10 protein-coding genes, 1 pseudogene and 1 riboswitch are annotated in these 11,691 nt (G+C 75.4%); of the genes and pseudogenes, 5 read left to right on the forward strand and 6 right to left on the reverse strand.

Going from position 1 to position 11,691, the window contains the following annotated elements:
- The 4 genes and pseudogenes from ACI792_RS19760 to ACI792_RS19775 all read right to left on the reverse strand — a co-directional run.
- Positions 1-372, reverse strand: a pseudogene (locus ACI792_RS19760) (endonuclease); the annotation flags it as partial.
- 101 nt (positions 373-473) lie between these two features.
- Positions 474-1,658, reverse strand: coding sequence for a precorrin-3B synthase (locus ACI792_RS19765; protein ID WP_456604088.1), 1,185 nt, complete (start codon positions 1,656-1,658; stop codon positions 474-476).
- A 13-nt stretch (positions 1,659-1,671) separates the two neighbouring features.
- A complete protein-coding gene (locus ACI792_RS19770; protein WP_456604089.1) occupies positions 1,672-1,953 on the reverse strand; it encodes a hypothetical protein in 282 nt (93 codons plus the stop codon).
- Between the two features lie 210 nt (positions 1,954-2,163).
- Positions 2,164-2,967, reverse strand: a complete 804-nt coding sequence (locus ACI792_RS19775) for a DUF4383 domain-containing protein (protein WP_456604090.1) — start codon at positions 2,965-2,967, stop codon at positions 2,164-2,166.
- Between the two features lie 133 nt (positions 2,968-3,100).
- A riboswitch (cobalamin riboswitch) is annotated at positions 3,101-3,164 on the forward strand.
- Between the two features lie 55 nt (positions 3,165-3,219).
- Between ACI792_RS19775 and cobN the strand changes: the two genes are divergently transcribed.
- On the forward strand, positions 3,220-6,858 hold the full coding sequence (gene cobN / locus ACI792_RS19780; RefSeq protein WP_456604091.1) for a cobaltochelatase subunit CobN: 3,639 nt from the start codon (positions 3,220-3,222) through the stop codon (positions 6,856-6,858).
- A gap of 70 nt (positions 6,859-6,928) precedes the next feature.
- On the opposite strand, the gene ACI792_RS19785 is transcribed toward cobN, so the two are convergent.
- Both ACI792_RS19785 and ACI792_RS19790 read right to left on the reverse strand, forming a co-directional pair.
- Positions 6,929-7,282, reverse strand: coding sequence for a DUF1622 domain-containing protein (locus tag ACI792_RS19785; RefSeq protein WP_456604092.1), 354 nt, complete (start codon positions 7,280-7,282; stop codon positions 6,929-6,931).
- Positions 7,279-7,680, reverse strand: coding sequence for a DUF1622 domain-containing protein (locus tag ACI792_RS19790; RefSeq protein WP_456582964.1), 402 nt, complete (start codon positions 7,678-7,680; stop codon positions 7,279-7,281). Before ACI792_RS19790 ends, ACI792_RS19785 begins: the two co-directional genes overlap by 4 nt.
- Positions 7,681-7,740: 60 nt before the next feature.
- Between ACI792_RS19790 and ACI792_RS19795 the strand changes: the two genes are divergently transcribed.
- The 4 genes from ACI792_RS19795 to ACI792_RS19810 all read left to right on the forward strand — a co-directional run bounded on the left by ACI792_RS19795 (position 7,741) and on the right by ACI792_RS19810 (position 11,399).
- Positions 7,741-8,205, forward strand: coding sequence for an SRPBCC family protein (locus tag ACI792_RS19795; protein WP_456604093.1), 465 nt, complete (start codon positions 7,741-7,743; stop codon positions 8,203-8,205).
- 520 nt (positions 8,206-8,725) lie between these two features.
- Positions 8,726-9,598, forward strand: coding sequence for an alpha/beta fold hydrolase (locus ACI792_RS19800; RefSeq protein WP_456604094.1), 873 nt, complete (start codon positions 8,726-8,728; stop codon positions 9,596-9,598).
- A 103-nt stretch (positions 9,599-9,701) separates the two neighbouring features.
- A complete protein-coding gene (locus tag ACI792_RS19805; RefSeq protein WP_456604095.1) occupies positions 9,702-10,322 on the forward strand; it encodes an AAA family ATPase in 621 nt (206 codons plus the stop codon).
- 48 nt (positions 10,323-10,370) lie between these two features.
- The gene (locus ACI792_RS19810; RefSeq protein WP_456604096.1) at positions 10,371-11,399 is read left to right on the forward strand and encodes an LLM class flavin-dependent oxidoreductase; all 1,029 of its coding nucleotides are present in this window, start codon (positions 10,371-10,373) and stop codon (positions 11,397-11,399) included.
- The last annotated feature ends 292 nt before the right edge of the window (positions 11,400-11,691 follow it).

Consider the following 11,691-nt stretch of genomic DNA (forward strand, 5'->3'; position numbering starts at 1 on the left):
CGCCACCGGCGCGCACACCCCCAGCCCCACCGCCCCCCGCCCCCCGGCCCCCCCCCCCCCCCCCCCCGCCGGTAGCGCCTCCATCGCCCGTCCGGTGCTCACCAGCCGGGAGGCGGCGGCGGACGAGTACCGGGCGTGCCCGCGCAGCCAGGAGGCCATGCTCCTCTGCCCGTCGTGCTCGGCGGCCCCGGTGAGCTCGCACTGCCGCACCGTGCGGGCGATCTCGGTGGTCAGCCGGTTCCCGGCCACGAGCAGCGGGGCCAGTCGTTCGATCAGCTGCGGCCCGAACGCACCCTCGATCCGCTCGCCGGCCAGGTCGTCCAGCGCGGCGACCAACCGGTCCACCGCATCGGCCGCACCTGTCGAACGCATGTGCGAACACTACCGCCGGCCGGCGACATCCGCAGCGCGAAAGTGCAGGTCAAAGCCGAGTCCACAGATCACCACCGGCCCTTGACAGCTGACCGATGTCGTCACTCCGCCGGTGCGTCGATCCGGTAGCCGGAGCCGGTGGCGACCACGTCGACGACCGCTCCTCCGGGCCGGCCGCAGCGCCGCTCGCAGCCGGCCCAGTGCTGCCGCGCGCCACCGGCGGGGAGCGAGCCGACCACCACGGCGGCGGTCGCGTCCGCCCGGACGTCGGCGAGCGACTTGGCGCACCCGGGCAGCCCGGCGCAGGCCGTCACGCGGGTCCACGGGCTGGCCGGGTCGAGCACCAGCCCGGCCTCCACCAGCAGCGGGGCCGCCGACCCGTCGGCCAGGTCGGGGACCACGATCCCGCGCCACGGTGTCAGCTGGGCCTCCGCCGCGAGGTCGGCCAGCAGCGAGAGGTGGGCGGCGGTGAGCCGGCCCAGGGGCACGACGGCGGCGAGGGCGGTCCGCCCGTCGTCCTGCCGCACCGCCCCGATCGGGCGCACCCGCGGCTCGGCCGGCACCTCGGTCCGCGCGCCGGCCTGCAGCTCCAGTGAAGCCGCCACCCGCGCCGCCACTCGGGCAGCTCCGTCCACCAGCTCGGCCAGCCGCCAGGCGGTCCCGCCCTGCTCGGCCCGCTCGGCGAGAAGAGCACGGGTCGCCGCCAGCGCGAGCGAGACGGCGTCCGAGGGCCCGGCGCGCAGGCCGGAGTCGACGCCGGCCAGGGTCAGCGCGATCACGCCCGGGGAGAGGGCGAGGAGGCCGACGTCGCCACCGAGCGCGGCGACGTCGCCCCGGCCGTCGTCGAACGTGGCCAGGAAGCGGCCGGGCAGCGCCGCGAGGGAGGGATCGGCGCACATGGCGACGTCGAAGGCGCGCACCCAGCCCCGGGCGTCGAGCAGGCCGCCCGCCCGGCCGCTCAGCACGCTGCCCAGCAGGTTCCGCGCGGTCTCGTGGCTGTCGCTGGGCAGCAGCCCGGCCGCCGCGAGCCGGCCACCGAGCTCAGCCGCCGATCCCTGGCGCAGGCCGCGCAGCTGCACGTTGCCGCGGCTGGTGAGCTCCAGCGCGCCGTCGCCGAGCTCGACGGCGGCCACGCCCAGCACCCGCAGCTGCCCGGCGTCGAGCAGCCCGCCGGGGACCCGCACCCGTGCGAGCTCGCCATCGGCGGCGGAGTGGGTCTGCAACGCGCCGGGGCAGGCGTCGGCCCGGTCCCGGAGCGGTGGCGTCGGCGTACCGGTTGATGACATGGCGTCCGCGAGGCTACGTCCCCGGCCGCTCGCGCTCGACCGTCAGCTCCGGTCGGTCACGGGCGTCCCGGTGGACCTCCGGGAACCGGGAGGAGTGCACGTCCAGCCGCCGGCTGCACAGGCTGCGTCCGTCGGCGTCCAACGCCTCCGCGGTGGGTGGCCGACGACCGGCCCACACCACCACCAGGTGGCCGTGCCGGGGCACCCGCAGCGGCCGCGTCCCGACGGCCAACCGGTCGACCTCCCGGCTGGCGCGCACCCGGGCGTAGGAGACGTACCGGGCGCCCCACGGCACCGACCGCCCGCCGTCTCCTCCTCGACGGAGCCGACGCTGCGGCGGGCGAAGAGGGTGCAGGCGACCTCGCCGTCGACGTCCACGGCCAGGGCGGCGAACCGCCGCCGGCGGCTGAGCCGCGCGGGGCTGTCCGGCACGCCGCGCTCGATGAGCGCGACGCTCTCCGCGAGGGCGTCGTAGGCCACCGCCGAAGGCCAGGGGCGCAGGAGCTCAGGAGGCGCGGCGGTCGAAGGAGAGCCACACCCGGCACCGTTCGGCCCGGCTGTGGGCCGACGCCATGGCCGCGACCCGGCGCTGCTGGTCGGGGGTCGCGGTGTGCTGGACGACCGCCACCTCCGCCTCGCGCATGGCCCGCTCGGCGGCGAACTCCTCGGGGGTCGAGGGGTACTCGTCCGCCTCGTCGGGGCCGGCGTCCATGTTCGCGCCGGACCGGGCGTAGGGGCTGTCGGGCGGCAGGTTGCCGCTCACCCGCCCGTAGGTGCCCAGGAGGAGCAGCACGAGCCCGGCGACGACGGAGAAGACCACGTTGGGGAAGCGGAACGCCAGGACGTTCAGGTCGGTGTTGAGCACGGCGAGGTTGGCCAGCGCCGACACCAGGAACAGCACGCCGACGACGATCATCACCGTCGAGGCGATCCGCGGCCCGCGCACGGCGGCCGCGACCAGGACCACCGCGGTGACGACGGAGATGGTGGACAGCAGGCCGTTCGAGGAGAGACCGAGGACCCGCTCGCCCTCGGTGGAGAAGAAGTCCAGCCCGTCGGCGAAGCCGAGGATGCCGAAGACGGCGATCACCGCGGCGACGACCACCGCGCCGATCCGGTGGACGGCGGGCACCCGGCCGCCGGCGCCGGCGTCGTCCGGTTCGCCGACCCCGGTGCGCGGGGGGTCGGCCCGCACCGGCTCGGCGCGGGCGCCCGCGTCGGGGCCGGCAGGCGGGCTACCCGGCCCCGCCCCGGCGGGTGGGGTGCTGGACGCGGTTTGGTTGCGGCGGAGGTGCGAGCGCAATGCCATGAGGACTCCCTCGGACGGACCGGTCGATACCCGTCCTTCCGATCCCGGGCGGCCTCCGGATGCGGACGGTGGGGGTCGGCTCGCGCTGCGCACGCACCCCGGTAGCGTTCGCCCCACATCACGGCAGTGCAGAAGGAAGCCGGTGCGAGTCCGGCGCGGTCCCGCCACTGTGAGGCCTCCGGGCCGAGCCAGACACTCCGGCTGCCGTGCCCAGCGGAACGGGGCGCGGACCCCGAGGGAGGCGGCGCGGCCGTGTTCACCCTGCTCTCCACGAGCGACACCGACCTGCTCTCGGCCCGGGCCAGCGGCGCGGACTGGCGGCTGGGCAACCCCGCCCGCCTGGACGCCGAGGGGATCGCCGCGCTCACCGAGGGCAGCGCGCTCGTGGTGGTCCGCATCCTCGGTGTGCGCCGCCAGTACGAGGAGCTGATCGCGCCGCTGCTGGGCGGCCCGGCGCCCGTCGTGGTCCTGGGCGGCGAGCAGTTGCCCGACGCGGAGCTGATGGAGCTCTCCACCGTCCCGATGGGCGTGGCCACCGAGGCGCACGGCTACCTGGCCCAGGGCGGCCCCGACAACCTGGCCCAGCTGCACCGCTTCCTCTCCGACACCGTGCTGCTCACCGGCGAGGGGTTCGAGCCGCCGTCGGTCGCCCCCGACTGGGGGCTGCTGGACCGCACGCCGCGGACGACGACGGGCCCGCGCGTCGCCGTCCTCTACTACCGCGCGCACCACCTCGCCGGGAACACCGCCTTCGTCGAGGCGCTGTGCACCGCGGTCGAGGAGGCCGGCGGGCAGCCGCTGCCGGTGTTCGTGAGCTCGCTGCGCAGCGTCCCCGACGACCTGCTCGCCACGCTCGGCACCGCCGACGCCCTGGTGGTGACCGTGCTGGCCGCCGGCGGCTCGCGGCCGGCCACCGCGCAGGCCGGCGGTGACGACGGCGCCTGGGACGTCGGGCAGCTCGCCGCGCTCGACGTCCCCGTGATCCAGGGGCTGTGCCTCACCCGGTCGCGCGACGAGTGGCTCGCCGACGACGACGGCCTCTCGCCGCTCGACGTCGGCAACCAGGTCGCGATCCCCGAGTTCGACGGCCGCCTGATCAGCGTGCCGTTCTCCTTCAAGGAGACAGATGACGACGGGCTGACCCGCTACGTCGCCGACCCCGAGCGCGCCGCGCGGGTGGCCGGCACCGCCGTCGCCCACGCGCGGCTGCGGCACACCCCGCCGGCCGAGCGCCGCATCGTCGTGATGCTGTCGGCCTACCCGACCAAGCACGCCCGCATCGGCAACGCCGTCGGGCTGGACACCCCGGCGTCGGTGGTGCGGCTGCTGGCCGCGATGCACGGCGCGGGCTACGACGTCGGCCCGTTCGACGGACCCGACGCGCTGCCCGGTGTGGCGGACCTCGACGGCGACGCCCTGGTGCACGCGCTCATCGCCGCCGGCGGCCAGGACGAGAACTGGCTGACCGAGGAGCAGCTCTCCGGCAACCCGGTGCGCATCCCGGCCGACGAGTACCGGAGGCACTTCGACACGCTCCCGGCCGACCTGCGCGAGGCGATGACCGAGCACTGGGGCGAGGCGCCCGGCTCGCTGTTCGTGGACGGCTCCGGGGACGACCAGGCCATCGTCTTCGCGGCGCTGCGCGCGGGCAACGTCGTCGTGATGGTGCAGCCGCCGCGCGGCTTCGGCGAGAACCCGATCGCGATCTACCACGACCCCGACCTGCCGCCCTCGCACCACTACCTCGCGGCCTACTGGTGGTTGCGGTCGGTGTTCGGCGCGCACGCGCTGGTGCACGTCGGCAAGCACGGCAACATGGAGTGGCTGCCGGGCAAGACCGTCGGGCTGTCGGCCTCCTGCGCACCCGACGCCGCGATCGGCGACCTGCCGCTGGTCTACCCGTTCCTGGTCAACGACCCCGGTGAGGGCAGCCAGGCCAAGCGCCGCGCGCACGCCACCCTGGTCGACCACATGGTGCCGCCGATGGCCCGCGCCGAGACCTACGGCGACATCGCCCGCCTGGAGCAGTTGCTCGACGAGCACGCCAACGTCGCGGCGATGGACCCGGCGAAGCTGCCCGCCGTTCGCGCCCAGATCTGGACCCTGCTGCAGGCGGCGAAGCTGGACTCCGACCTCGGGCTCAACGAGCGCCCCGAGGACGACCACTTCGACGAGATGATCCTGCACGTCGACGGGTGGCTCTGCGAGATCAAGGACTCCCAGATCCGCGACGGGCTGCACGTGCTCGGCACGCCGCCCTCGGGGCAGGACCGGGTCGACCTGGTCGTGGCGATGCTGCGCGCCCGGCAGATCTGGGGCGGCTCGGTGGCCCTGCCCGGGCTGCGCGAGGCGCTCGGCCTGACCGAGGACGGCACCGCCGGGTTGCACGAGACCGACCGGATCGAGGCGCTGGCCGCCGCGCTGGTCGGTGCGATGGAGGAGCGCGGCTGGACCGGGGCCGCCGTCCCCGAGGTCGTGCGCGAGGTCCTCGACCGCGACGACGAGGCGGTCGCGGCGGTGCTCCGGTTCGCCGTCGACGAGGTGGTGCCCCGGCTGGCGCGCACCACCGACGAGCTCGACGCCACGCTGCACGCCCTCGAGGGCGGCTACGTGCCGGCCGGCCCGTCGGGCTCCCCGCTGCGCGGCCTGGTCAACGTGCTCCCGACCGGCCGGAACTTCTACTCCGTGGACCCCCGCGCGGTGCCCTCGCGGCTGGCCTGGGAGACCGGCCAGGCGATGGCCGAGTCGCTGGTCGACCGCTACCGCGCCGACACCGGCGAGTACCCGCGCTCGGTCGGGCTCTCGGTCTGGGGAACCTCGGCCATGCGGACCTCGGGCGACGACGTCGCCGAGGTCCTGGCGCTGCTCGGCGTCCGCCCGGTGTGGGACGAGGCCTCCCGGCGGGTGACGGCGCTCGAGCCGGTCCCGCTGGACGAGCTGGGAAGGCCGCGGATCGACGTCACCGTGCGGATCAGCGGATTCTTCCGGGACGCCTTCCCGCACGTGGTCACCATGCTCGACGACGCGGTGAGCCTCGCCGCCTCGCTCGAGGACGAGTCCGACGACGAGAACTACGTCAAGGCTCACGTGGACGCCGACGTGGCCACCCACGGCGACCGCCGGCGGGCCACCACCCGGGTCTTCGGCTCAAAGCCCGGCGCCTACGGGGCGGGGCTGCTCCCGCTGATCGACAGCCGGAACTGGCGCGGAGACGCCGACCTCGCCGAGGTCTACGCGGTGTGGGGCGGCTACGCCTACGGCCGCGACCTCGACGGGGTGCAGGCGCGGCCGGACATGGAGGCGGCCTACAAGCGGATCGCCGTCGCCGCGAAGAACGTCGACACCCGCGAGCACGACATCGCCGACTCCGACGACTACTTCCAGTACCACGGCGGGATGGTCGCCACGGTGCGCGCGCTCACCGGCTCGGCGCCGAAGGCCTACATCGGCGACTCGACCCGGCCCGAGCAGGTGCGCACCCGGTCGCTCACCGAGGAGACGGCGCGGGTGTTCCGCGCCCGCGTGGTCAACCCGAAGTGGCTCGCGGCGATGCGCCGGCACGGCTACAAGGGCGCCTTCGAGCTCGCCGCCACGGTCGACTACCTGTTCGGCTACGACGCCACGACCGGCGTGGTGGCCGACTGGATGTACGAGAAGCTGGCGCAGACCTACGTGCTCGACCCGGAGAACCGGGAGTTCATGGAGAAGTCCAACCCGTGGGCGCTGCACGGCATCGCGGAGCGGCTGCTGGAGGCGGTGGACCGGAAGATGTGGGCGTCGCCCGACCCGCAGGTGCTCGCCGAGCTGCAGCAGGCCTACCTCGACACCGAGGGGGAACTGGAGGGCGGGGAGACGCCGGCGGGGTCGGCTCCGGGACCGCGCCGGGCATAGCGCCGGGCCGCAGGGTCCACCAGCTGCCCTGCAGGGTGTCGAACCCGGGATCTCGTGCCGGGCGGGCGGCTCAACGGTGCCAGGCCGGCCGCAGCAGCTGGGCCACCAGGTCGCGCGGTGGCCGGGGGCGGTGCGAGCGGTCCCCGTTCGCCGGGGGCTCGCCCTGCAGGGACCGTGCCCCCAGCCGCAGGCCGTAGCTGACCAGGTGCCGCAGGGCCACGATCGCTCCGGCCACGACGATCTGCTGCCAGCTGGGGTCGCCCACCAGCCGCAGCAGCCCGGCAGCCACCAGCAGGTCGAGGAGGATGCCGACCGCGAGCGCCGGCCGGCGGGTGACGGCCAGGGCCAGCCCGCTGGAGACCAGCGCGAACGCGGCGACGACCGGGGACATCGCCCCGGTGACCGCGACCAGCGTCGAGCTCACACCGTCCGCCCGGCGCGCCGGTGGTCGGTCGGGTCCTCCGAGGACGCTTCGTCGTCGTCCTCGGCGATCTGGCGCTTCTCCTCCGCGATCTCCTTGCCGAGGAAGTAGTTGAGCACCGTCCGGATGGCCGCGATGGCGGCCAGCTGACCGATCTCCTCCCAGCTCGGCGCGACCGCGGTCTTGAGGACGTCGGCGGCCAGCTGGAACTCCAGGCCGAGCGCGAGGAAGCGGCCCAGCGTGAGCCGGACGGGGACGAACGCCCGTGTGCTCCGGTCGCGGAAGCCGACCCACAGGAAGAGCAGGAACGCCCAGACCGCGCCGATGATGATGACCGCCGCGCCGCAGGCCTCCACGATGACGACCAGGACGTTGACGATCTCCTGCAGCAGCTCTTCCACGGGGCGCCGCATACCCGGGGCGCGTCGCCGGGCACGCATGGTGGTTGCGAGACTGCGCCGATGAGCGAACTGCGCCACTCCGCCTCGATCGTCGTCGCCGCCTCCCCGGAGGAGCTGTACGACCTCGTCTCCGACGTCACGCGGACCGGTGAGTGGAGCCCGATCTGCCAGGAGTGCTGGTGGGACGAGGGTGCCACGGGGAAGGTCGGCGACCGGTTCACCGGGCGCAACGCCACGCCCGACCGCACCTGGGAGACCTGCTCGCGGGTGGTCGTCGCCGACCGCGGCCGCGAGTTCGCCTGGGTGGTCGGCGACGACTTCGTGCGGTGGGGCTTCGGCATGGCGCCGGTCACCGGCGGGACGCAGCTCACCGAGTCGTGGGAGTTCCTGCCCGCCGGCCTGGCGATGTTCGCCGAGCGCTTCGGGGAGCGCGCCGACGAGCAGATCGCGCTGCGCACCCGGCAGGCGCACGAGGGCATCCCGGTGACGCTCGCGGCCGTGAAGCACATCGCCGAGCGGGGCTGATCGGTCGGCTGCCGCCGTCCACCGGCACCGGCCGCGCCGGCCCGGCGCCGTTCCTCGACCAGCCCTCCTGGTCGAACAGGACGGTCAGCCGGTCGGGCTCCACGGACATGACCACGCCGTGCCCCCACTCGCGGTGCCGCACCTCGGCGTTCACCGGGAACGGTGCGTCGCCGACGGCGTGGTCCGCGGCCGTGCCGGCCTCGCACCATCTCGATCCGGGAGCGGATGAGCCGCTGGTGGGTCTCGGACACCTCCACGGCCTCCCGCACCGCCTGGCCGGGGGTGAGGTCCTGGTCCAGAACAACTCCAGCCGGCCGTCGTCGCTCTCGCGCTCCACCGCCAGGCGGAGGTTGGGCCGGTCGAAGCCGGCGACGATCTCGGCCGGGTCGCGCAGGCCCAGTCGTTCCGCGATGCGGCCGGCGCGGGGTCTGCTCACCGCCGGGCCACCGGGTCGCTGCGGACCGGTGGCCTCCGATCCGCCTCCAGCCTCTCCGGGGGCGCCCCGTCGTAGCCTCCCGGCATGCCGGACCAGACCTTCCAGCTCCCTTCCGCCCACGACGTCCCGGTCACCGCCTACCGGTGGGACCCCGCCGGCCCGGTCCGCGGCGTCGTGCAGCTCACCCACGGCATGGGTGAGCACCTGCTCCGCTACGAGGCGCTGGCCGCCGCGCTGACCGCGGCCGGCTGGCTGGTCGTGGGGCAGGACCACCGCGGTCACGGCGCCACGGCCGGCGACGGTGCGTGGGGCGACCTGGGGCCCGGCGGCTGGGACGAGCTGGTGCGCGACATCGGCCGGCTCAGCGCCCACGTGCGCGCCGAGCTCCCCGATGCGCCGCTGGTGCTGCTCGGGCACAGCATGGGTTCCTTCGCCGCGCAGCAGCACGTGCTGGACCACTCCGGGGAGCTCGCCGCCCTGGTGCTCACCGGGACGACGGTGCTGGACCTGATCGAGCCCGCGGTGGACCTGGACGGCCCCACCGACCTCTCGGCCTTCAACGCCCCGTTCCAGCCGGCCCGCACCGACTACGACTGGCTCTCCCGCGACGAGGCGCAGGTGGACGCCTACGTGGCCGACCCGCGGTGCGGCTTCGGCCTGGCCGCCGCCGACAGCCGGCAGATGTTCCTGGCCGGGCGGCAGCTGGCCGACATCGAGCGGCTGCGCGGGCTCCGCGACGACCTGCCGGTCTACGTGGCGGTGGGCGACGCGGACCCGCTCAACGGCCGGCTCGCGCTGGTGCAGGTGCTGGTCCACCGGCTGCGGGAGGCCGGCGTCCGGGACGTGACGCTGCAGGCCTACCCCGGCGCCCGGCACGAGGTCTTCAACGAGACCAACCGCGACGAGGTGGTCCGCGACCTGCTGACCTGGCTCGATCGGGTCGTCCCCGCGGGCTGAGCACGGCGCCGCGGGCCCGGTTCACAGCCGACACCCAGGGAGCTCCCCGGGAAACACCACCTCGGCGAGGGAGCCTCGCCCTCCCGAGCGAAGAGGAGGCGCCGTGGTCAGCAGCACGGTCCCGTCCGCAGCGCCCCGGAGCGGTGCGTCCGCGGCGCCGTCCGGCCGCGTCCTCCTGGTCGTGGGCGGGCTGCCGGGCAGCGGCAAGACCACGCTGCTGCGGCGCCTGCTCGCCGACGACGCCCCCGGCGTCGCCGCCCTGGACTCCGAGGACGTCGCCGCCCGGGTGCGCCGGGCGGGGATCGGCGTCCCGTACCGGCTGCTGCGGCCGTGGGTGCACTGTTGGCACCGGTGGCGCGTGCTGCGGACGGTGGGCGGCGACGCGCCGCTGGTCGTGCTCACCGACCCGTGGACCAGTTCCCCGTGGCGGAGCCTGGTGGCGCGGGTGGCCCGCCGGTCGGGCCGGACGCTGCGCGTGGTGCTGCTCGACGTGCCGCCCCCGCTCGCCCGGGCGGGCCAGCGGGCGCGCGGCCGGACGCTGCCGGGCGGCCGGATGCGGCGCCACGCGGCCCGGTGGAGCCGGTACCTCGAGCGGGTGCAGGCCACACCCGAGGGGGTCCTCGTCGTCGACCGGCCGGGGGGTGACGAGCTGACCTGGGAGGTCGCCCTGGGGGAGGCGGAGCCCGGGGCCGGCAGCGCCCTTCGCCACTGCCGTGTTGACTGAGCCGCGGGGCCGCCCGGTCCCTTTCGCACCGAGCTCCTGGAGGACGGCATGCACGTCGGCGTCGACAGCTTCGTCGCGGCGGTGACCGATCCGCGCACCGAGCGGCTGATCGGCCCGGAGGAGCGGATGGCGCACCTGCTCGAGGAGATCGAGCTCGCCGACCGAGTCGGGCTGTACTCCTTCGGCATCGGCGAGCACCACCGCAGCGAGTACTACGACTCCGCGCCGCCGGTGATCCTCGGGGCCGCCGCGGCGCGCACCTCGCGCATCCGGCTGGGCAGCGCGGTCACCGTGCTGAGCGCCGCCGACCCGGTGCGCGTCTTCCAGCAGTTCGCCACCCTCGACCTCATCTCCCGCGGCCGGGTCGACCTCGTGGTGGGGCGTGGCTCGTTCACCGAGGCCTTCCCGCTCTTCGGCCTCAGCCTGGCCGACTACGACGAGCTCTTCGCCGAGAAGCTCGACCTGCTGCTGCGCATCCGGGCGTCGGAGCACGTCAGCTGGTCGGGGAAGCACCGGCCGCCGCTCACCGGGCAGGGCGTCCACCCTCGCCCGCTGCAGGACCCGCTGCCGATCTGGCTGGGGGTCGGGGGCACGCCGGAGTCCTTCGCGCGGGCCGGGCTGCTGGGTCTCCCCCTGATGGTCGCGATCATCGGCGGGGAGCCGCGCCAGTTCGCCCCGCTGGTCGACCTCTACCGCCGGGCCGGTGCGCACGCCGGGCACCCGCCCGAGGCGCTGCAGGTGGGGCTGCACGTCTTCGGCTTCGTGGCGGAGAGCACGCAGGCCGCCGCCGACACGATCTACCCGGGCTGGCACGAGATGTTCGCGAAGATCTCCCGCGAGCGGGGGTTCGCCACCCCGACACGGGCGCAGTTCGACGCCACCAGCGGCCCGGACGGCGCGTTCTTCATGGGCGACCCGGACACCGTGGCCGCCAAGCTGCGGCGGGTGTCCGAGCAGCTGGGCGGCGTGGACCGCGTGGCGCTGCAGATGACCAACCCGCGGCTGGGGCACGAGGACCTGCTGCGCGGCATCGAGCTCCTCGGCACCGACGTCGCCCCGCAGGTCGCCGGGGCCTGACGGCGGGCTGTCGCCCGCGGCCCCGGGGGACGCCGGCGACGGGCCGGGGGCTCAGGCCAGGCCCTCGTCGTGCGGCCCGATGCTGGCCGAGGGGTCGACGCCTCGTCGGCCGCGGGCTGGACCGGGCCCTCGCCGGGCTCGGACCCGGAGCCGGCCGCGGTGTTGCGCGAGGAACGCTCCGGATCGGTGACGTCGGTCGTCGTCGGCGCCTGCCCGATCCGCCTGGCGGCCTCTCCGGTGCCGGTCTCCTCGAGGTTTCGGTCGGTCACGTCTGCTCCTCTCGTACGGGGTC

The organism is Blastococcus sp. SYSU DS0669 (assembly GCF_054050895.1).

What these genes read in the sequence shown, in the direction of transcription:
- ACI792_RS19765 (WP_456604088.1), bottom strand. Translation starts at nt 1,658, where the DNA reads ATGTCATCAACCGGTACGCCGACGCCACCGCTCCGGGACCGGGCCGAC.
- ACI792_RS19775 (WP_456604090.1), bottom strand. Translation starts at nt 2,967, where the DNA reads ATGGCATTGCGCTCGCACCTCCGCCGCAACCAAACCGCGTCCAGCACC.
- ACI792_RS19795 (WP_456604093.1), top strand. Translation starts at nt 7,741, where the DNA reads ATGAGCGAACTGCGCCACTCCGCCTCGATCGTCGTCGCCGCCTCCCCG.
- ACI792_RS19800 (WP_456604094.1), top strand. Translation starts at nt 8,726, where the DNA reads ATGCCGGACCAGACCTTCCAGCTCCCTTCCGCCCACGACGTCCCGGTC.
- ACI792_RS19810 (WP_456604096.1), top strand. Translation starts at nt 10,371, where the DNA reads ATGCACGTCGGCGTCGACAGCTTCGTCGCGGCGGTGACCGATCCGCGC.